The organism is Chitinophagaceae bacterium C216 (assembly GCA_028485475.2).
GTDB classification, from domain to species: Bacteria; Bacteroidota; Bacteroidia; order Chitinophagales; family Chitinophagaceae; genus Niabella; species Niabella composti.
This window is the reverse complement of sequence record CP144143.1, coordinates 2796877-2818705: the sequence shown is the minus strand read 5'-3', so window position 1 is coordinate 2818705 and position 21829 is coordinate 2796877. Positions and strand designations below refer to the sequence as shown.

Annotated in this window: 19 protein-coding genes; 6 read left to right on the top strand and 13 right to left on the bottom strand. The window is 40.4% G+C overall.

Annotation, left to right across the window (positions count from 1 at the left end; translation table 11 throughout):
• Positions 1-4 precede the first annotated feature (4 nt).
• From PIECOFPK_RS12095 to PIECOFPK_RS12085, 3 genes are all read right to left on the bottom strand, one after another.
• Positions 5-820 carry an SDR family oxidoreductase gene (locus PIECOFPK_RS12095; RefSeq protein ID WP_330974024.1) on the bottom strand — a complete coding sequence of 272 codons (816 nt, stop codon included), beginning with the start codon at positions 818-820 and terminating at the stop codon, positions 5-7.
• Positions 821-933: 113 nt separating this feature from the next.
• Complete coding sequence (locus tag PIECOFPK_RS12090; RefSeq protein ID WP_409966006.1) at positions 934-1455, bottom strand: DNRLRE domain-containing protein; 522 nt, start codon at positions 1453-1455, stop codon at positions 934-936.
• Between the two features lie 10 nt (positions 1456-1465).
• Complete coding sequence (locus PIECOFPK_RS12085; protein WP_409966005.1) at positions 1466-2818, bottom strand: TonB-dependent receptor plug domain-containing protein; 1353 nt, start codon at positions 2816-2818, stop codon at positions 1466-1468.
• 392 nt (positions 2819-3210) lie between these two features.
• On the opposite strand from PIECOFPK_RS12085, the gene PIECOFPK_RS12080 reads away from it, so the two are divergent.
• On the top strand, positions 3211-4227 hold the full coding sequence (locus PIECOFPK_RS12080) for a LacI family DNA-binding transcriptional regulator (protein WP_409966004.1): 1017 nt from the start codon (positions 3211-3213) through the stop codon (positions 4225-4227).
• 205 nt (positions 4228-4432) lie between these two features.
• On the opposite strand, the gene PIECOFPK_RS12075 is transcribed toward PIECOFPK_RS12080, so the two are convergent.
• Entirely contained in the window at positions 4433-5002 is a 570-nt protein-coding gene (locus PIECOFPK_RS12075) for an RNA polymerase sigma factor (RefSeq protein WP_330974035.1), read from the bottom strand.
• Positions 5003-5287: 285 nt separating this feature from the next.
• Here PIECOFPK_RS12075 and uvrA point away from each other — a divergent pair, with 285 nt between their 5' ends.
• Entirely contained in the window at positions 5288-8119 is a 2832-nt protein-coding gene (uvrA, locus tag PIECOFPK_RS12070; RefSeq protein WP_409966003.1) for an excinuclease ABC subunit UvrA, read from the top strand.
• A gap of 36 nt (positions 8120-8155) precedes the next feature.
• Here uvrA and PIECOFPK_RS12065 read toward each other — a convergent pair whose 3' ends face one another.
• From PIECOFPK_RS12065 to glyA, 4 genes are all read right to left on the bottom strand, one after another.
• Positions 8156-9241, bottom strand: a complete 1086-nt coding sequence (locus tag PIECOFPK_RS12065; RefSeq protein WP_409966002.1) for an agmatine/peptidylarginine deiminase — start codon at positions 9239-9241, stop codon at positions 8156-8158.
• A 167-nt stretch (positions 9242-9408) separates the two neighbouring features.
• The gene (locus PIECOFPK_RS12060; protein ID WP_330974038.1) at positions 9409-10284 is read right to left on the bottom strand and encodes a carbon-nitrogen hydrolase; all 876 of its coding nucleotides are present in this window, start codon (positions 10282-10284) and stop codon (positions 9409-9411) included.
• Between the two features lie 147 nt (positions 10285-10431).
• Complete coding sequence (locus PIECOFPK_RS12055) at positions 10432-10851, bottom strand: DUF4293 domain-containing protein (RefSeq protein ID WP_330974039.1); 420 nt, start codon at positions 10849-10851, stop codon at positions 10432-10434.
• Between the two features lie 47 nt (positions 10852-10898).
• Positions 10899-12179 carry a serine hydroxymethyltransferase gene (gene glyA / locus PIECOFPK_RS12050; protein ID WP_409966001.1) on the bottom strand — a complete coding sequence of 427 codons (1281 nt, stop codon included), beginning with the start codon at positions 12177-12179 and terminating at the stop codon, positions 10899-10901.
• A 138-nt stretch (positions 12180-12317) separates the two neighbouring features.
• Between glyA and PIECOFPK_RS12045 the strand changes: the two genes are divergently transcribed.
• Entirely contained in the window at positions 12318-13307 is a 990-nt protein-coding gene (locus PIECOFPK_RS12045) for a sugar nucleotidyltransferase (protein WP_409966000.1), read from the top strand.
• Positions 13308-13381: 74 nt separating this feature from the next.
• Entirely contained in the window at positions 13382-14329 is a 948-nt protein-coding gene (locus tag PIECOFPK_RS12040) for an NAD(P)H-dependent flavin oxidoreductase (protein WP_330974042.1), read from the top strand.
• On the opposite strand, the gene PIECOFPK_RS12035 is transcribed toward PIECOFPK_RS12040, so the two are convergent.
• Both PIECOFPK_RS12035 and ggt read right to left on the bottom strand, forming a co-directional pair.
• Complete coding sequence (locus PIECOFPK_RS12035; RefSeq protein ID WP_330974043.1) at positions 14319-14690, bottom strand: DMT family protein; 372 nt, start codon at positions 14688-14690, stop codon at positions 14319-14321. The two genes, PIECOFPK_RS12040 and PIECOFPK_RS12035, sit on opposite strands and share 11 nt — an antisense overlap.
• Positions 14691-14714: 24 nt before the next feature.
• Positions 14715-16457: a gamma-glutamyltransferase gene (gene ggt / locus PIECOFPK_RS12030; protein WP_409965999.1), complete on the bottom strand. Its 1743-nt coding sequence runs from the start codon at positions 16455-16457 to the stop codon at positions 14715-14717.
• 127 nt (positions 16458-16584) lie between these two features.
• Between ggt and PIECOFPK_RS12025 the strand changes: the two genes are divergently transcribed.
• Together PIECOFPK_RS12025 and PIECOFPK_RS12020 are read left to right on the top strand one after the other, a co-directional pair.
• Positions 16585-17346 (top strand): geranylgeranylglyceryl/heptaprenylglyceryl phosphate synthase, encoded by a 762-nt coding sequence (locus PIECOFPK_RS12025; RefSeq protein WP_330974045.1) that lies wholly within the window; start codon positions 16585-16587, stop codon positions 17344-17346.
• Positions 17347-17448: 102 nt separating this feature from the next.
• Positions 17449-18480 (top strand): LLM class flavin-dependent oxidoreductase, encoded by a 1032-nt coding sequence (locus tag PIECOFPK_RS12020; protein WP_409965998.1) that lies wholly within the window; start codon positions 17449-17451, stop codon positions 18478-18480.
• A gap of 5 nt (positions 18481-18485) precedes the next feature.
• Here PIECOFPK_RS12020 and PIECOFPK_RS12015 read toward each other — a convergent pair whose 3' ends face one another.
• From PIECOFPK_RS12015 to PIECOFPK_RS12005, 3 genes are read right to left on the bottom strand one after another with little or no spacing between them, the layout of a single operon-like run.
• Positions 18486-19757: a M28 family peptidase gene (locus PIECOFPK_RS12015; protein ID WP_330974047.1), complete on the bottom strand. Its 1272-nt coding sequence runs from the start codon at positions 19755-19757 to the stop codon at positions 18486-18488.
• 55 nt (positions 19758-19812) lie between these two features.
• On the bottom strand, positions 19813-20538 hold the full coding sequence (locus tag PIECOFPK_RS12010; RefSeq protein ID WP_330974048.1) for a LytR/AlgR family response regulator transcription factor: 726 nt from the start codon (positions 20536-20538) through the stop codon (positions 19813-19815).
• Positions 20539-20547: 9 nt separating this feature from the next.
• Complete coding sequence (locus PIECOFPK_RS12005; RefSeq protein WP_409965997.1) at positions 20548-21615, bottom strand: sensor histidine kinase; 1068 nt, start codon at positions 21613-21615, stop codon at positions 20548-20550.
• Positions 21616-21829: the final 214 nt, after the last annotated feature.

The following is a 21829-nucleotide window of genomic DNA, read 5'->3' as shown; positions in this document are numbered from 1 at the left end:
GGCATTAAACGCCACTAAATATTGAAAATCCACCATCTACGTTAATGACTGTTCCGGTAACAAACTTGGATGCATCACTGAGTAACCATACCAAAGCTCCGATGAGTTCGTCTGCATCTCCCAGTCTTTTGAATGGAGTGTGTGTAACAACGAGATTTCCTCTTTCAGTATAGCTTCCATCGCTGTTTGTTAATAATGTTCTGTTTTGCTCGGTAAGGAAGAAACCAGGTGCAATGGCGTTCATTCGTATGAGGTCTTTGTATCTATTGCCTAGTTCCATAGCAAACCATTTGGTGTAACTGTCTATAGCACTTTTGGCCAAGCTATAGCCTAGCACACGGGTTATGGCTCGTTGGGATGCCATTGATGATATATTCACAATGGAACCTCCAGTACTGTTTTGTGCTATAGCTGCTCCAAAGATTTGGGTGGGAAGAACAGTGCCGAATAAGTTCAGTTCAACAACTTTTCTTAGGCCATCCATATTTAAATTAAAAAGGTCTGCATCGGGCTGCACAATAGCTTCGGGTATATTACCACCTGCGGCATTTACCAGACCATCAATTTTACCGAAATGTTTTAGTACTTCATCTTTTGCATTAACTAAATCATTCTCATTTGTTACATCAGCCTTTAGGGCTAGGGCTTTTCCTCCTGCAGCAATGATTTCACTGGCACGCTCATTGGCTACAGCTTCATTTCGTCCTAGAATGCATGGGATCCCCCCAGCTTGTGCTATTCCTTGTACAAATGATTTTCCCAAAATTCCGGTGCCACCTGTAACAACAATTACTTTACCATTTAAACTAAAATCGGCCATAAATACTCTATGTTAATTGTTAATTAATATTGTTTGCTATGTTTTCTTGGGCTTTCATGCTATTTAACAGCTAATTTAAAATAACGTATAATACCATTTATTGTTTTTAATCTTTATTGTTTTTTTATCCAATAAATCAATTCCGGTTTATTATCTGATTGATTGCTTATATTAACGTAGTAGCCTTTGTCTTCATCGTCACCCAGCTGTCGAGTTTCTCTTATAAACACAAACGTAAAACCTTGGGCAGTATATTTTTTTGCAAGGTTTGTGATGTCAAGATAGTGCGTTTTTTCTTTATTTGTAAATGCTATCTCTCCGGCAACAAAAACTTCTTCTGCGGCACTATTTATTAAAGCTTCGGTGTCGTCTAATAAAAGGGCATTATTCCAGTTAAGAGTTTTACTGTTCCATTTGTCGGTTCTTATTCCATATACATGTATTCTGTATGGTGCGGTGGTTTTGTTGGTATGTCCTTTTACTTTTAGTAAGATAAGATCAGCTTTTTGAGCAGCGGTTTTATCGAAGTCAAAATAAGCATAGGATACTGCATTATTATTAGGCTGCGATGCATCCAATTGTACTTTTAATATTTTTTCATTATGAAAGGAATGTTTTTGATACATGCCGCTCATTACATATGCACTAGATGATGCTAATGTTTGGGAAGAAATGAGTACCGATTTGGGTATATACCGGTGCCCCAGATGCAATACTTAATCTGTATGTAGCAAAGTTCTTAGAGCGGTTTACAGTTTGATCGACAGTATTATTGTAAGATAAATTTCCTTTAATCCACAACCCTTTCAGCCAAGCATCTAACTTTTGAGTGATTTCTATATCACTGGATAAATCACGGAGTGTGGACTTGTAATAGCCAGAATGATTTAGCATTCCATAAATATTATTGGAGAAGTTGTCATTGCCCCCTAATGATCCATCTGGATTGAAAATGCTGTAAGCATTGGCCGGGGTAAATGTAATGGCATTGAAGACATTGGTTGTAGTAGCGCCGGGTTGATTGGCGTTTTGTATACGACCAAAAATATTTAATCCTACATTCAAAGATTTATTTAATTGTACTTTCACGTTGGAACGTACAATGTATCGATCTGTACCTGTGTTAGTATTGTAGGAATTGATATCAGCAGTATTGAAAAAGCCTCCCTCTCTCTGATAATCCAATGCAACGTAAAAAGCTGCTATCTGGTTGCCGCTTTGAATATTCACATTGTATCTGTCCAGCGCGGCGTTTTTATTGAGGAAATATTTTTTATAATCATTGTCTGGATGAAAAAGTGGATCAGAGCCGTTTTGGTAAGCTAGAATATCACTGGCAGAATATACAGGTAGCTGTCCATCGTTGTTGCGGGCTTCATTGTAGAGTATTGCGTAATCCGCAGCAGACAAGGGCTTGGACCTGGTTAGAAAATCCTGAATACCCCTTTGGGCCGTAACGGACATCTGGAAAGGCTGGGTCGTGGGGCGCTTGGTTGTAACCAGAATAATGTTTTTGGAAGAACGTTGTCCATACATTACGGTTGCGGGAGCATCTTTTAAAATGGTGATAGCTTCGATCGACTCGGGATCTATGGATGCAAAATCTCTAGGCACACCATCCACCAATATTATCGGTATTTGTCCCCTAATTTTAAAATCAATGATACCGGTGGGATTGTCTGTATCTTGAAATCCACTACGTTGTCTGGTGTATAGTCCTGATAACCTTCCCGGTAATGCCTGAAGGAAAGAGGGGGATGGGGTAGTGATTAGTTGAGGCGTATACACAGTTGCTGTCGCCTGCAGTAGGCGCTCTTTAGGCATTTCTTTATGCAGCAACACAATACTGTCTTCATTAAATAATCTTTGATAAGTGGCATTTATTACATCGTCATTTTTGTTTTGCGGGGTTTGGGCAATAGCGATGTATATTGCAAGATTGCACAATGCAAGTAGTATAAGGTACTTTTGTTTTGTTTTAAAGGAATAACTAGTCATAGATGTTATGAGTTATAGCTATGGCAATACAATACTTCTAAATGGAATTGCAGTTTTTATAATGCAAATAAGCAGCTTCTCAGTCCCTCTGGCATGGTATTAACTTTTTAGGTTAATACTTTTCATTATAGCACAGCAATAATTTCGTCTAAGCAATCATTCACTGTAAAAGTAGAGAATACAATCACTCATTAAAAATGCTTGGCGCAAAAAAGTCTGTTACAACGTTTGAAATTGTTTGTAAAATTTCTTCTTAAGGCATTTTTCAAGTGTGCATCAACCTTTTTGCGTTGGTAACGTCTAAGTATGCGGTGTAGAGTAGTGGTAAGTAGTGTGCTTTTTTATTTATTCGGAATATAGTATCGTGTCGAAAAAATGATTATATTTCAAATGTGAAAAAGGGAGTTACAATTAAAGACATAGCCAAGCGGCTAAATATGTCTGTATCAACGGTTTCTAAGGCGCTTAATGATAATCCGTTGATAAGTGCCTTAACCAAAGAGCGTGTAAAAAAGCTTGCCAAGGAGTGGAATTATATTCCTAATGAGGCAGCTAGGCACTTTAAACAGAGCAAGTCGTATACCTTAGGAGTTATTGTACCTGATCTACTTGATCAGTTTTATGTGCTTGCGGTAAATGGAATTGAGAAAGTTGCCAGCAAAAAAAACTATAATGTAATCGTTTCGCAGACACATGAGGATGCCGACATTGAGGAAAAGCTGATAGAAAACATGATTAAAAATCGTGTGGATGGGGCCATTATTACCGTTTCAAAAAACACAAAAAATGTAGAGCGGTTCCAACGACTAACTTATGCGGGGATCCCTTTTGTATTTTTTGCTCGTTATTTTTCGGAACAAGAGTATGATTATGTTTCTACCGACAATGTTGGAGGTGCGAAAAAAGCTGTGGAATATTTGTTAAAGCGCGGGCATAAGCGTATTGCTCATTTGATGGGGCCTTCATTTTTAAAGACTAGCATACAACGATACAACGGTTATGTGGATGCTTTGATGAAATATAAAGTGTCTTTTGATCCTGCTTTAGTAGAAGAAGTAGATCTTTCGCCAGAACAGACTTATGCTGCTGTGAGAAGATTGATGCAATTGGACAATCCGCCTACCGCTTTTTTTACTTTTAAAAATTATATTAGCCTGGATGTCATCAAAATTCTTAAACAGGAGTTTTCCCAGCAGCTGGAAAAAACCGAGGTTGTTGGGTTTGGAAACCTTCCACTAATACAATATCTCGATTACAAGCCCATTGCTGCTATTGATGAAAATTCTTTTAGAATGGGCGAAAAGGCTGCAGAATTGATTTTTGAAAATATTGAGCACAACGATAAAGAACTTGAGGAGGAAAGACCTGCACAACACATGCGCATACCATGCAGACTTATTATGTATTAAAAAACCGCTTCCTTAATGAGAAGCGGTGTAATCTAGTCGTCACCCTGTATTAACCGATTGGTATTCGGCAAGAATATTCGGAAAAGGTAAATCGAATATCTTAGTCCCAACGGAAATACAAGATGACAATATCTTTGTCGCAATAATAACGATTCCTTAGTCGGGATATTGTATAAGTTCTGTTAATTCCGGTAGGTTGATGAAATTATTTACCTATCATTAATTTTCGAAGATTGATGAGTCCATACCTCATTCTCCCTAAAGCGGTATTGATGCTGCATCCGGTAATTTCTGCTATTTCCTTAAAGCTTAGATTGGCAAAATGTCTCAGAATGATCACCTCTCGTTGTTCTTCGGGTAATTTTTCCAATAAATCCTTGGCTTTCCCCACACTTTGAGCTTTGATAATTTTATCTTCTACATTTTGATCAGGACAGTTCAGGGTGTCCAAAATTTCATTATCTGTACTGCTTTTGGCAAAGGGGAAACGCTTCAATTTTCTAAAATAGTCTACGCAAAGATTGTGGGCAATGCGCATAGCCCAAGGTAAAAATTTTCCTTCCTCTTTATATTTTCCGTTTTTGAGGGTTTCAATAATTTTTATAAACACATCCTGAGAAATGTCTTCGGCGTGGTATTTGTCTTTTACGATGTACAGGATAGCATTGAACAATTTGTCCTTATATCTCTCCAGCAATGAATCAAGGGCTGATTCATGACCGTTTGCGAATAGATGTATTAGCTCGTTATCGCTTTTTTTGATATACGCTGTCATTACTTAAGAGAATACCAGGTTAAATGTTCTTTACTTTAATTTCGGTTAAGAAAATTTTACTCTAAGCTTCTGCAAAACACTAAAAAAAATCCCCAAAACTGTTAAAAATTTTGTTAAAATTAACCGATATGAATTATAAATAATTGATTATCATATACTATTTTAGCTCTGTTCCACCGCAGGGGTGAATGCTGCGAAAATAGAAAAATTACAGCACAATAACGTTCAGAACAAGCAAATTTGAAGCTACTTTTGTGACCTCGGCGATTATATCAGCATTAATTAATGGAATTGAACAAGGTAAAAAAAGAAGGCGATATTATAGTAAAAGGAGCACGGGTCCATAACCTCAAAAACGTTACTGTAAGTTTTCCGCGAAATAAATTAATAGTAGTAACAGGTGTATCCGGCTCCGGAAAGTCCTCTCTAACCATTGACACCCTCTATGCAGAAGGGCAGCGCAAGTATGCAGAGAGTTTAAGTGCCTATGCTCGTCAGTTTTTAAACAGAATGAACAAGCCCGATGTGGATTACATCAAAGGTTTGTGTCCGGCAATTGCTATCGAGCAAAAAGTAATTACCCGTACACCGCGTAGTACTGTAGGGACGATGACGGAGATTTACGATTATTTGCGGTTGTTGTTTGCCCGGGTGGGCTCCACTATTTCTCCAATATCGGGACAGGAAGTTCGCAAGGATGATATTGGCGATGTAATAGAGGCACTGAAAAAATTAAATCAGGGGGATAAAGTATTTATCCTAGTAAAATTTAAACAACATCAAAACAGAGAAGTAAGGGAAGAGTTAAATATTTTAATGCAGAAAGGTTTCAGCCGCATTGCAGTGGATGAGGAAGGTGAAGAAGGTATGGCGGTGAAACGAATTGAAGAGTTGTTGGAATTGGATGATGCTGCATTGAGGAAAGAAGTGCCCGCTGCTAAATCAAAACAGGGTAATCGAGTATATATACTGATAGATCGTCTAGTAGTAAAAGATTTTGACGAAGATGATTTGCATCGTCTGAGTGACTCTGTTGGTACTGCTTTTTATGAGGGCGAAGGCGATGTATATGCCGAAGTAATTCCTCAAAAAGGAAAGAAAAAACTGCTACATTTTAATAATCGATTCGAGCTAGACGGGATGGTATTTGAAGAGCCGCAACCGAACTTATTTTCCTTCAATAATCCATTAGGTGCATGTCCTACCTGCGAAGGGTTCAGTCTAGTATTGGGCATTGATGAAGATTTGGTTATTCCCGATAAAAGGCTAAGTGTGTTTGAAGGAGCCGTAGCACCATGGAAAGGCGAGAAACTGGGTAAATGGAAAGACTATTTCATTAGACATGCTTCTAAGGATGGTTTTCCGATTCATAAACCCATTGCCGACTTAACTAAAGAGCAGTATAATTATTTATGGAAGACGCCCGGCGGTATTAATGATTTCTTCAAAGAAGTAGAACAAAATCTTTACAAGGTGCAGTACCGCGTATTGCTGAGTCGTTATCGTGGAAGAACTACCTGTCCCGATTGTAATGGCTATCGCCTTCGTAAGGAAGCTTTGTATGTAAAAGTTGGAGGTAAGCATATAGGTGAGCTTTGCGAAATGCCTGCAAAAGATTTGAAGGCGTGGTTCGATAAATTAAAATTGTCGGCACATAAGCAGGAAGTCGCCAAGCGTATTTTAATTGAAATACATAGTAGGCTCGATACGCTCATTAAAGTGGGATTGGGATATCTGACAATGAATCGTGTGGCTAACACGTTGAGTGGCGGCGAAAGTCAACGTATTCAATTAACACGTAGTTTGGGAAGCAATCTTACCGACTCGCTTTACATTTTGGATGAGCCTTCCATTGGCCTGCATTCGAGAGATACGGATAACCTGATAAAAGTTTTAAAGGAACTGCGGGATCTGAACAATACCGTTGTAGTGGTGGAACACGATGAAATGATGATGAGGCAAGCCGATCATATTATTGATATGGGGCCTTTGGCTTCGCACTTAGGAGGAGAAGTAGTGGCGGAAGGCGATTATAAAACCCTCATCAAAAATCCTCAAAGTCTCACAGGTAAATATCTCAGCGGGGCACTATCAATTGTACCGCCTAAAACGGTAAGAAAATGGACGCGGTCTATTATTGTAGAAGGTGCACGCCACAATAATTTGAAAGATATTACCGTCGAATTTCCGCTGAATGTATTATGTGTAGTGAGCGGAGTAAGCGGCAGTGGTAAAACGACATTGGTTAAACAAATACTCTATCCTGCGCTACAAAAAATTAAAGGAGAGTTTACAGGAGAGAAAGTAGGATTTCACAAGGCTATTAAAGGAGATGTAGATAGTATACAACAAATAGAACTGATAGATCAGAATCCTATCGGTAAGTCCTCACGTAGTAATCCGGTTACTTACATCAAGGCCTATGATGAAATACGCGATCTTTTTGCAAAACAGCCATTAAGTAAGATGCGGGGTTTTCAGCCTAAGCATTTTTCATTTAATGTAGATGGAGGTAGATGCGATACTTGTAAAGGCGAGGGTGAGCAGGTTATTGAAATGCAATTCTTGGCAGATGTACATCTGGTATGCGAAAGTTGCGTGGGTAAACGTTTTAAGGACGAAGTACTGGAAGTACAGGTTAACGGAAAGAATATTCACGATGTTTTGGAGATGAGTGTAGATGAGGCTATCGAATTTTTCGCACCGATATCTGATGCAATTGCTAAAGCTATTCAGCCTTTAAGCGATGTGGGTTTAGGATATATTAAGTTGGGTCAATCCTCTGATACGCTCTCAGGTGGCGAAGCGCAACGTGTGAAGCTGGCTTCTTTTTTAGGAAAGGGTAGAAATAGTAACAAAATATTATTCATCTTCGACGAGCCTACTACAGGCCTGCATTTTCATGATATTAAAAAACTGCTGGCTTCATTTGATGCACTCATAGAACAGGGGCATTCCATTATTGTAATTGAGCATAATACGGATGTGATTAAGAGCGCAGACTGGTTAATTGACCTGGGCCCTGAAGCCGGAGACGGTGGGGGAGCAGTAGTGTTTGCCGGAAAACCTGCAGATATTAAAAAAGTAAAAGAGAGTCATACCGCAAAATATCTGTAAGACCCTCTTTGAATTCGCTTTAAATAATATAGATCTTTATACAGCAGGTTCCTGTTGGCTAAGGCAGTGGAAACTTCCCAGACCCCATATAATTTCAGTAGAGTCAATGCCTACAACAGTTCTATCCTTGAACTGCTCCTGTATAATTCTCAATGCCTTTTCGTCGTTTTTACAACGATAGGTGGGCACGATTACCGATTTATTGCATATATAAAAATTGGCATAAGATGCCGGTAATCGTTGGTCTTCATAAATCACGGGATCAGGCATAGGAAGTTCTATAATGTTGAGTTGCTTCCCATTGAGCAGCCGCATTTGCTTTAGCTTTTTCAGATTGTTTTGAAGCAGCTCATAGTTTTCATCGTTTTTGTTTTCCTCCACCACAGTGAGTACGGTATCCTCATTCACGAATCGGATAGTATCATCAATGTGTCCGTCGGTATCATCTCCCACAATACCTTCATCTACCCATAATACCTGTTCAGCACCATAATAGTTATACAGATAATTTTCAATCTGCTCCTGATTCAGATGCGGATTGCGATTTTCGTTCAGTAAGCAACAGGTAGAAGTAAGAACGGTACCTTTCCCGTTAAATTCTACGGAACCACCTTCCATTACGATACCGGGATATACTACCGGCAATTTGAAGTGACGTGCAATCTTTGTAGGAATATCATCGTCCAAATCATAGGGAGGATATTTGTCCCCCCAGGCGTTATATCCCCAGTCTACAATAATTTTTTTAGAACCTGCTGCAGCGGGATTAATAAGAAAAGCCGGACCATGATCCCTGCACCACGCATCATTGGTAGGATGATAATAAAATTCAACCTTGTTCAAATCTACTTCCTGCTTTTGCAAATGCCTAATGGCAAAATTCTTCATTGCTTCATCGGCCACATTGATCCTTACGATTTCGCTTTTCGCCAGTTCTTTTACAAAATGCGCATAGTAAGGATAAATAGTATGAATCTTACCGGGCCAAGAAGCTTCTTTATGAGGCCAGCTTAGCCAGGTCGCTTCGTGCGGATGCCATTCGGCAGGGAAGAAATATCCCAGTTGTTTGGGAACAAATGTTGCTTCCGTGGAGGGCTGCAGTTCGGAATTGTTTGAATTCATTTATTTAATACGTTTAATTGTCTGATGTTTTCAATAGCGCTTTAAAGTTATAGGCCAGTTTTGCAGGAGCTTTAGGATTGGGCATACTATTATCAAAACAGTATCCAATCTTGCACACTGCGTGGCTTACATTCTATTCTTTATAGCATTAGTATTTTCCGGTAAGATTATTCCTCATCAAGAAATCTCTTGGTAATGGGATGATAAGAGTCGATTCTTCTGTCTCGGAGGAATGGCCAATGCACTCTAAAGCTGTCTGCTTCCCTCAGATCCAATTCTACAACTTCAGTTTCTTCTTGGTCGTGAGATGCCAAATAAAGCAATTTACCCTGCCCATTGGCTACAAAGCTTCCACCCCAGAACTTCATGGCGCCGTTCTGCTCATAGCCTACGCGGTTTACACTTACCACAGGAATACCATTTGCTACGGCATGACCCCGCTGAATAGTTTGCCAAGCATTGTACTGGTCTTTGTTGGTTTCTTCATCCTGTTCGGCAGCCCAACCAATAGCAGTCGGGTAGAACAGAATTTGGGCACCCATGAGCGCTGTGATTCTTGCTGCTTCTGGATACCACTGATCCCAGCATATTAATACGCCGATGGTAGCAAATTGGGTTTTGAAAACTTTATAACCCAGGTCGCCCGGGGTAAAGTAGAATTTTTCGTAATAAGCCGGATCATCCGGGATGTGCATTTTGCGGTATTTTCCAAGGTAGCTTCCATCTGCATCCAGCACGGCCGTGGTGTTGTGGTATATACCTTCTGTTCTTTTTTCGAAAAGAGAGGCAATGATTACAACACCCAATTCTTTGGCTACTTGCTGCAATGTTTCAGTAGAGGGGCCGGGAATAGGCTCGGCCAATTTGAAATTCTCATAATCTTCTACATCGCAGAAATATAAAGAAGTAAAAAGCTCCTGTAGGCATACAATTTGCGCCCCTTTGGAAGCAGCTTCTTTTATTTTTTCAATAGCTTTATTCAGATTTGCCTGCTTATCTGCGGTACAGCTCATCTGTACCAGACCGACTTTTACTTTTGCCATAATAATATTTTTCCCTTGGTGGGTTTTAATTGCGTGCAAAGGTATTTAAATAAATCGAGGGGGTAAAATACTGTGTGTTAAAGTAAAAAAATACGGAACCTCAAAGAAGTTCCGTATGTAATTAATTTATGCGGTAAAAGCTGTTATCTATCTTAATCTGTTTAAGTCCCTAATGAGTTTTTCATCTCGCCTTATACCTTGGATGGCGAATATAAAGCCTATGATTATCAGTACTGTGAGTAAAGATGTTAAGGCAAATGCACCTTGTTGAAAATATTGGGAGTAATTATAATAAACCACTGGAAGGCCAAGAGCGCCAAGTAAACCCAAATAACAAAGTAGGACTTGTTTTTTACGATTTTTGAAAAGGAAAATTGACACTACAGCCAGCCCCAGCACTGCCACTGTGAGTAATATAAGGTAGATATTGTCCGTAGCGGTGAGTTCGGGACCCTCTACGCCTTGGGTACCCGGAGCTACCGTACCCACATAAAAGGGGAATTTGAATGTTAAACCGCTACATATCGACGATAGTAACAGCCAAAGTGTTTGTTTTCTTTGAATCATACGAAAAAGTTATCAATGATGTTTTGAAAACTTGGTTGATGCTACCATTATCCCAGTTCCGGATAAAGCGGAAACTGCTTCATGAATTCTTTTACATCTTCGCGCACGCCAGCAATTAATTGCTCATTATCGGCATTCATCAACACTTTGTCAATCATATTTACAACTTCTACTACGTCTTTTTCTTTCAGGCCTCTTGTTGTCACGGCCGGTACACCTACCCGAATACCTGAAGTTACAAAAGGCGATTTATCGTCGAAAGGAACCGCATTTTTATTCAGTGTAATAAATGCTTTGTCTAGAGTTTCCTGTGCTTTTTTACCGGTAATGTTTTTGTTGCGCAGGTCAATCAACATAAGATGGTTATCGGTTCCGCCGCTAATAAGGTTGTAGCCTTTTTCCATAAAGGCGTCAGCCATTGCTTGGGCATTGCGAATAATTTGTTTAGCATACTCAGTAAAGCTGTCATCAAGAATTTCACCAAAAGCAACCGCTTTTGCAGCGATGATATGTTCCAGCGGTCCTCCTTGTAAGCCGGGGAACACTGCCAAATCTAACAGCTGGCTCATCGTGCGGATATTGCCTTTAGGGTCTTTAATGCCCCAGGGGTTTTCGAAATCATGACGTATCATGATAACACCACCACGCGGTCCACGCAAGGTTTTATGAGTAGTGCTGGTTACGATATGACAATGTTCGAAAGGATCGTTTAATAATCCTTTAGCAATCAAACCTGCCGGGTGAGCGATGTCGGCCATTACAATGGCTCCGATTTTATCAGCCACCGCACGAATTCGGGCATAATCCCAGTCGCGACTGTATGCTGAGGCTCCGCAGATAATCATTTTAGGTTTGTGAGCAAGTGCTTTCTGCTCTAAATCGTCATATTCTACCAGTCCGGTGTCTTTATTGACACCATATGAAATTACATTGTAATGTTTACCACTGAAATTGGCTGGGCTACCGTGAGTCAAGTGTCCGCCCATACTTAGGTCCAATCCCATAATGGTATCGCCGGGCTTCAACACGGCCATAAATACGGCAGCGTTGGCTTGTGCACCACTATGAGGTTGTACGTTAGCCCAGCTAAGATTGAATATCTTTTTTAAGCGATCTATAGCTAGATTTTCGATTTCGTCTACTACCTCGCAGCCTCCGTAATATCTTTTACCGGGATAGCCTTCTGCATATTTATTGGCAGGCACACTGCCCATAGCCTTTAATACCTGATAGGAAACGAAGTTCTCTGAAGCGATTAATTCAATATCGTTGCGCTGGCGTTCTAATTCTTTCTCCAGCAATTGGAAAAGTATAGTATCATGTTGCATGGCGCAAAGATAAGACTAGCGATTTGAAAACTTGACAAAGATTATTGTCTTAAAGATTCCTAAAGGTATATGTAGCCATTTTTCCATTTTTACTTACCTTCACCGCTTTATTTGAAGGTGCTTTAGATTAATTTTATAATGAAGGCAATCATTCCAGTTGCAGGTACCGGAACGAAACTAAGGCCACATAGTTATTCACAGCCCAAGGCCTTAATTCCATTAGCGGGTAAAACTGTTCTCAGTATCATCATAGACCAGCTTAAAGATGCCGGTATAGAGGAGTTTGTTTTTATAATCGGATACCTCGGAGACAAAATATATCATTACGTAAAAGACAGACACAGTGATATCGTCGCTCATTTTGTAGGTCAGGAAGATCGAAAAGGAGTGGGGCATGCCATCAGTTTGGCAAAGGATGCCGTTAAGGGCGATGAAGTGCTAATTACGCTAGGAGATACCATTTGCGAATATGATATTCGCACCGTGCTAAAAAGCCCTCATTCTATGATTGGGGTACGTAAGGTAGATAATCCGGGAGATTTTGGTGTAGCGGAAATAGATAAAAACGGTTTTATCGAATCGGTTATTGAAAAACCCAGTATTCCTAAGTCCAATCTCGCTATGGTGGGTATCTACAAGATTAAAGAAAGTAGCATCTTGTTTGAATGTCTGGATGACAATATCAATAAAGGACTAGTTACCCACGGCGAGTTCACCATCACGGATGCTATCGATTGTATGATTCGGAAGGGGGTACAGTTCGGTTCATTTAAGGTGGATAATTGGTTTGATGCAGGAAATAAAGATACTCTACTGAAATCTAACGCAACGCTGCTTAAGAAATTTGGTAAAGAGGTAAAGGCTTCTAAGTATCTAAATACAGTTATTATTCCTCCGGTAAGTATTGGAGAAGGCTGTATTATCGAAAACAGCATTGTGGGGCCTAATGTGACTCTGGGAGAGTTTACCCATCTCAAACAATCTATCGTTAAAAACTCTATTGTAGGCGCTTATTGTAGTCTCTACGATATCGTACTGGAAGATTCGCTTATTGGTAGCGACACTCGCTTAAAGGGAGAAACCCGCAGTCTAAATATCGGCGATAATACCAGTATCGATTTAGGATAATTGGTCTTTTCTGAAGTTTATAGTATTAATCGTAAATTGCTGTAGTCTGGTTCACGATTAATCATAAACGTATCATGCGCATTACGCAGTTATTCAATATTCAATATCCCATTATTCAGGCAGGAATGGTATGGGCTAGTGGTTGGAAATTGGCCAGTGCTGTTAGTAATGCAGGTGGCTTGGGTATAATAGGTGCCGGTTCTATGTCTCCAGAGATTTTGCGGGAGCACATTCAAAAATGTAAAGCTGCTACTGCAAAGCCTTTCGCTGTCAATCTTCCTTTGTTATATCAGCATATCGAGCAACAGGTCGCTGTCATTATTGAGGAGAAGGTCCCCATAGTATTTACCAGTGCCGGTAATCCCAAAACTTGGACACCGCATTTCAAAGAGGCGGGTATTAAAGTGGTGCATGTGGTAAGCAGCAGTAAGTTTGCCGTAAAGGCTGAGGAAGCCGGCTGTGATGCAGTGGTGGCAGAAGGCTTCGAAGCAGGTGGTCATAACGGACGGGAAGAAACGACCACTATGGTGCTGGTGCCATTAGTGGTGAATGCTGTTTCTATTCCGGTGATTGCTGCAGGCGGTATTGCTACGGGTAGGCAAATGTTGGCGGCATTTGCGTTGGGTGCCGAAGGCGTGCAGATGGGCAGTCGGTTTGTTGCTAGTCGGGAAGCTTCTTCTCATATCAATTTTAAAAATTTGGTGCTACAGGCAGGGGAGGGCGATACGCAGCTTGCATTAAAACAACTCACTCCCGTGCGTTTATTAAAAAATGAGTTTTATCAGCAGGTGCAAGCTGCCGAATTGCGAGGCGCTGGTAAGGACGAATTGATGCAACTTTTGGGGAAAGGACGTGCCCGTATGGGAATGTTTGAAGGTAATCTTTCTGAGGGCGAACTGGAAATAGGACAGGTGAGTGCCCTAATTAAAGACCTTCCCCCCGCCGCCGATATAGTGCAGCGTGTATGGGAGGAGTTTGAAGTCGCCCGTAAGGAACTAGCCACTTATAGGGCTACCCCTTAAAGATGAAGTATACAGCACCTACGAGCAGTGCGAACCCTATAAAATGATTCAGGGAAAACTGAAGGTTGTGAAAAACAAGTTTTGAAAAAATTACAAATACTACTAACGTAATCACTTCCTGCAATACCTTTAATTGTACCAGCGAAAAGGGGCCGCCTGTTTCTGAAGAGCCGATTCTATTTGCCGGCACTTGAAAGCAATATTCGAAAAAGGCTATTCCCCAGCTTAACAGTATAATCATCCAAAGAGGAGTAGCTGCATGATTACTGTCTTTGCTAAAAAATTTCAGATGTCCGTACCAAGCCAATGTCATGAAAGAATTGGAAAGCAGCAGTAAAGCAATGGTATTAAAAGCTTTCATATATAATTGGAATTTGAGAAGATATTACCAGCCTTCAGCACTATCATCACCACGCCTGTCGGCAACTGCTTCAAAACTACCGTCGGGTAGAACTTTGATAACTTCTGTGCGTCCGATACTTTTTCGCTCCTTGAGTTTGTATCCCATTTTGGTTAATGCTTCAGCGGTAGCCTTAGGGAAGTTCTGTTCGATATATACTTCGTCCGGAAGCCACTGGTGATGGAACTTGGGTTTGTTTACGGCATCATCGGTACTCATTTTAAAATCGATGATGTTTAAGATAGTTTGAAATACAGAAGTGGGTATCGTAGTTCCGCCAGGGGTTCCTGCAACGAGGTAAGGTTTTTTATTTTTAAGTACGATAGTTGGTGTCATAGAACTGAGCATTCTTTTTCCCGGCTCTATGGCATTGGCTTTACCTCCCACGGCTCCGTAAAGATTAGGAGTACCGGGCTTAGCACTGAAGTCGTCCATTTCGTCATTGAGTATAAAACCTGCGCCGCCTACTACGGTTCTACTGCCGTAATGATTGTTCAAAGTTGTGGTTACGGCAACAGCATTGCCTTCTTTGTCGATAACACTGAGGTGGGTAGTTTCTTCGCTTTCGTAACCCGGTATAACGCCTTCTATAATATCCTTGCTGTTCCCAGCTATATTGGGCTTGTAGTTTTTCATACGCTTTTTTAGGTATGCCTTGCTGGTTAATTCGGTTGCCGGTACATTGTAGAAATCTGCATCACCCATATATTTGGCGCGATCTGCATAAGCACGACGTTCTACTTCTATCATTAATTGTACAGACTGAGGCGTATGGAATCCCATCTTATTGATAGCATAGGGCTCAATCATTTTTAGCATTTGATGTAGCAATATTCCGCCACTACTAGGCATCGGCATGCCGATAATAGTGTATCCTCTATAATCAAAAATGTGCGGTGTTCTAAATTTTGCTTTATAGTTTTTTAGATCATCGAGTGTAATTAAGCCCTTGCCACGTTGCATTTCTTCAACGATTAGCTGAGCTGTCTTGCCTTCATAAAACTCTTTTTCACCGTGATCGCTGATGCGTTTGAGAGTGTTGGCAAGGTCTTTTTGTATCAATAGATCTCCTTTTTTCCATCCTTCAGGTTTAACAAATACAGGCTGAATAGTATTGTATTTGATAAAATCTTTTTGGGCTCTGTTTAAAGTTTCGGCTTCGGTTTCTGTAATTGCAAAGCCCTTTTCGGCCAATTCAATGGCTGGCTCCATCAATACTTTCATCGGGAGCTTCGCATATTTGTGCGCAGCAAAGAGGCCCGCCACCGTACCCGGAACACCACTGGCCAGATGGCCATAAAGACTTTTTTCAATAATATGATTACCGTTTTCGTCCAAATACATATCTCTGTGAGCTGCAGCAGGAGCCATTTCGCGATAATCGAGTGCAATGGCCTCTTTATTTTTTAAATAAGCCACCATAAAACCCCCGCCGCCAATATTGCCCGCGCCGGGATATACCACTGCTAGTGCCCATTGAGTGGCAATAGCAGCATCTACAGCATTGCCCCCCTTTTGCAATACTAGCAGTCCGGCTTTACTTGCTAGTGGATGAGCTGAAACGACAGCGCCATTTTTGGCTGTTACTATTTTATTGCTTTCGTAAAAAACTCTGTTAAGCTGCGCGCTACTTATAAAATGCAATAACAGTATGAATATGCTTAATACCCAATAGCACGTATTTCTTGTCGGCGAAAAGTATGCGTACGGATGTATTGATGCAGCCATATTTTATGGAATGATTTAAATAATCAGTGTCTTTTAAATGCCAAAGTTAGTGGTGGATTGCCATACTTTAATAAATAAAGATATTTCAAAAAGTTTTTGCATTTTTGCAGAAACCTGTTTCTGTTGAATGAAAAAGAATATTTATAAAACCCTGCGGGAAAAGAAAAATGCTGCGCAAAAATCCTTTGCAGTATTAATTGATCCGGACGGGGTTGATAATTCCTCTATTCACAAATTGATTCAGGTTTCCGTTGATGCGAAGGTGGATTATTTTTTTGTAGGGGGGAGTTTGGTAATTACAGATCATTTGGATGAAATTATCAAACAAATCAAATCTTCATGCGATATTCCGGTAGTACTATTTCCAGGCAATCCCTCGCAACTAAGTAAGCATGCAGATGCGCTTTTGTATTTATCATTAATCTCCGGCCGCAATCCTGAATTATTGATAGGTCAGCATGTTGTTTCTGCTCCGTTTGTTAAAAACAGTGGGTTGGAAATTATTCCAACCGGATATATTGTTGTAGACGGAGGTGCTCCAACCACCGTATCCTATATTAGTAATACTGCTCCACTTCCACACGATAAAAATGATGTGGCTATGTGCACGGCTCTGGCAGGCGAAATGCTGGGTATGCGCGTGATTTATATGGATGCAGGCAGTGGTGCCAAAAATCCTATCTCAGAAAGTATGATTCAGTCGGTGGCGCAAAATGTAGAAGCCCCGGTAATTGTAGGAGGAGGTATTAAGGATCCCGAAAAGGCCTATAATAATTGTAAGGCAGGCGCCGATGTAGTAGTCGTAGGTAACGCCATTGAAAAAGACCCTTCGTTGATTACAGAAATGAGCACGGCCATTCACGCTTCTTCTTCCCGTGTAAGCTTGTAGTTTAGCGCATAGAGAACAATAGCTATTGCATGTCTGTATGCATCACTTGCAAAACAATTCCTATAGAATGCGTGTTATCCTATATACATTAAAGTTATAACAATGGAATTAGGTATAGGCATGTTTGGCGATGTGCGTATAGGACCCGATGGAAAACCTCAGTCTGCACAGCAACGCCTACAGGAAATTATTGAGGAAGTGAAGCTTATGGATGAAGTGGGCCTTGACTTTTACGGAATAGGGGAGCATCATCGGCCTGATTATGCTGTTTCTGTCCCGGAAGTGTTATTGGCCGCATTGGCTTCTGTTACTAAAAAAATTAAGCTGGGAAGTGCTGTTTCGGTGTTGAGTTCTTCCGATCCGGTGCGATTGTATCAAAGCTTCGCAACGTTGGATCTAATATCTGATGGCCGAGCGGAACTCATGGCCGGGCGGGGTAGTTTTATCGAATCGTTCCCTCTTTATGGTTATGATTTGAATGATTATGATGCACTTTTCGATGAGAAGTTGCGCTTGTTATTACAAATAAATGAACAGGAAATTATTTCCTGGAAAGGAAAATTTCGGGCAGAGCTTAAGGAACAGATGGTATTACCTCGCGCACTCAATAATCATTTAAAAATATGGGTGGCTGTGGGTGGTACGCCCGAATCCGTGGTGCGTGCAGCCTCTCTAGGGTTGCCTGTAATGTTTGCGATTATTGGGGGTAGCCCCGTACAGTTCAAGCCGTTATTCGACTATAATAAGGCGATTTATCAACAGGCTGGGCACGATATGAATGCTTTTGAAGTGGGGGTGCATGTACATGCTTTCTTTGGTGAGGACAGCAAGGAAATTGCTGATTATTACTATCCAGTTTATTCCGCTCAAATGGATAGGATTGGGCGCAGTCGCGGATGGCCTCCTTATCAGCGCGTACAATATGATCGTGGACGTGGTAAGGGTGGACATTTGATAATCGGTGATGCTGATGAAGCTGTCGATAAAATTCTCGAATTGCAAGAGCTCTTCGGACTAACACGCTTCTCTGCTCATATGGACGTAGGGGCCCCTTCTCATGACAGAATCATGAAGTCTATCGAAATCTTTGGAACTAAAATCGCTCCAAAAGTACGGGAGGCACTTCGTAAGTGATGCTCCTATCTTAAATCACTTGTATCTACTCGGGAAGGAGTATCAGTTCCTGCAATAATACTTTTGGCGCTCAAGGCAATGGCTTTGATAATAGCCGTCATGTTTTCAAGATCCAATGTAGATACTTCATCACTGGGTTTATGATAATTGGGTTCGTTGTCCATTTTTGAAGTGGAAATGGTGTGAGCCGCAACCCCCAGTCTGGCTAAAGTAGCATTGTCGGAGCGATAGAATAATTGCTGATCTGGATAAGGATCTGGATAAAAATTGAAATCCGTGCCTTTTAGATTTTTCTGAAGAATGGTACCCAAATCTGTTTTTTCAAATCCGGTTATGTAAGCGCTATTTTTCCCCCATTTGCTATCGGTACCAATCATTTCAATGTTCAACATGGCAACCACTTTTTCCGGAGGTAGTTGTTTGCTGAAATACTGTGAGCCAAAACCTCCACTCTCTTCAGCAGTGAACGCTGCAAATATTAATGTTCTCTCATTATCGCCTTTGGCTTTAAAGTATTTTGCTAGCTCAATTACCGCGGTGGTGCCTGATGCATTATCATTGGCGCCGTTATAAATGCTATCGCCGTTTACGGGCTTACCAATACCTAGATGATCGTAATGCGCAGAGAAAATAACATATTCATCAGCTTTTTTCTTTCCGGGTAGAATGCCTACCACATTGGCAAGTTGATGTTCTTTTATGTTATGTGAGGCTGTTATAGTAAGGTTCTGGGTATCGACATCGCCTAATACAAATGCTACACTAGCAGCAGATTGAAAAAAGCTACGTTTCAGCATGCTCAGACGTGGAAATCTGTCTGCAAAGGCTGGATCTACCACAACCAACAAATCCTTGTCACTGGCAGCGAATTGTATCGCTTTAGAGAAGAAATTATCAGTAGCCGTAATTTTTTCTATCGAAAGATTGTGTGATGATAACGTGATTTGGGGCTTAGATGTAATCAGCACAATTTTTTGGGGATCTACTTCAGTTCCGTTGCTTTTGGCTGTAAGCGATTCCTGAGTGGCACTGACCATGCTAAAAGATTGGAGAAAGCTATTGCCTTTGAGAGGTTTTAACCCCGCTTGTTGAAAGGCTTCAGCAATGTATTGTGCGGCTTTATCAATTTCAGGAGTAAACACTTTACGGCCTTGTAACGAATCGGAAGCCAGTACGCTGATGGTTTTAGAAACATCTTCTACACGAATGTTGATGTGTTTTTGTGCGTATACGTGAGTACTGCAAAGTAGCAGTGTATAACCAATGACTTTTTTCATGTTTCCAGAAAAGTTTAAGCAAATATCCGTTTTTTAAAGTAATACCTTTTTATCATTAGAAACTCATTCTTTCTTTGAATTTAACGGCCTGTCTTCTGCTGATTTCTATCTTTTCACCACCCCTTAATTCTACTAATAATCCGTTATTAAAGTAAGGTTCGATTTTTTCCACCATACGCAGATTGATGATGTGTTTACGGTTGGCTCTGAAGAAAATTCTAGGGTCTAGTCTTTCTTCCAGTGCGTTAAGTGATTTTAAGATTAAAGGCTTGTGTCCATTAAAAAATACTTTGGCATAATTGCCTACACTTTCAAATAGCCGTACTTCGGATAGTTGAATGAACCAGCATTTGTCGCCATCCTTAAGAAAGACCTGACTGTTTTCACCCAGTATTTCTTCGTGCTTGGGGCGTTCATCATTGGGTGTGTTTTTAATGGTAGATTTTATTTTATTGATGGCAGCTTCCAATCTTTTGGATTCAATAGGTTTTAATAAATAATCCAGCGCATTTACCTCAAATGCTTTTAGGGCATATTCGTCATAAGCTGTAGTAAAAATTACTGTAGGCACAAAATCAAGCTCTGTAAGCATTTCAAATCCCGTTTTGCCGGGCATTTGGATATCCAAAAAAATCAAATCAGGCTGTAGTGCGTTGATTTTTTCTATCGCCTCATTAGCATTGGAGGCTTCATCGATAATTTCGATATCGGTATAAGGTTGTAATAGTTTGGCAAGTTCAGCACGTGCCAGCCTTTCATCATCTATAATAATTGTTCTCATATGCATCGGTTATAATGTGAGAGGCAATTGAAGTTTAGCTTCTACAATATGGGGTGCGGCTTGCTTTATTTCGAAAGTTGCATTATCTCCGTAGACTAAGGATAATCTTTCTCGAATGCTTTTTATTCCGAAACCGCTGTCGGGGGGTGTTGCTTTCAATTGTCCGGTATTTTCAACAATGAGTTCAAGAAGGCCGTTTTTTACGGTAGAAGTAAGTTTGACAATGCCCCCGTTTACTTCATGGCTAATACCATGTTTAATGGCATTCTCCACCAACATTTGCAGCATCATTGGAGGTATCTGTTGGTAAAGCGTTTCCTCCTCAATATTAAAAGACACTTGTAGTCTGCTTTCAAAACGCATCTGTTCCAGAGCTAGATAATCTTTCACAATATTCAGTTCATCTGATAAGGCAATTGTTTCAGATTTATCAAGATTGATACTGCTTCGCAGAATATTACTCAGCTCCGTAATGGCTCTTCGGGCTCGTTGAGGATCTTCATCCACCATAGCTCTGATACCATTTAACGCATTAAAGATAAAATGAGGATTGATGTGCGTTTTAATGGTTTTTAGCTCCAACTCTTTAATGTGCGATTTTAAGATGAGATTGTCTATCTGTTCTTGCTGTGCCTTGGTAATATAGTGGTAACCGAAATATACGGAGCTCCAGATGAGGAAATAGAAAAACCAAGAAAAGGCATTGTTTAGTAAGAGAAGCAATAGGGATTTGTTCAAAATCCCTAATTCGCTCTTATGGAGTAGTTCCAATTTTTTTAAAACGACCCATTCGATAATGCCACATACAAAGGAGGTGATTAGTGTATATAAAAGTAGCAGTGCAATCTGTTTCGATACTTTAAGCGAGAGCACTTTTGTTTTGAGTATCGCAATGCGCAGTAAGTGTGACAGTATCAATCCTAGTATACTGAAACTTGCCATGCGCTGTATCATGATGATGCGTTCCTGAGGGTCATTCATTTTATCGAGCGACCAGGCTAGAAATAAATGCCAGAAAAAAAAGGCACTCCATCCCAAAATCTGCAATACCCAATAGTATCTTTTGCCGATTATCATAAAACAAATCTAAGCAGGAAGCCGCAAGCTTCTTCAAATAAATTATCAGTGGTAAGGATGATGTATAAACGGATAATGATGAATGTAATTTGCTGAGAATCTTTTTACGGATGCATTTTGTATGATAAAGCTGTGATAATAAAATGGTTGTATTTTGAGTGTTGCCTTAAGGGTTGAAACAAGCTATTCCTATATTCTTACGCAGTGAAGCGAC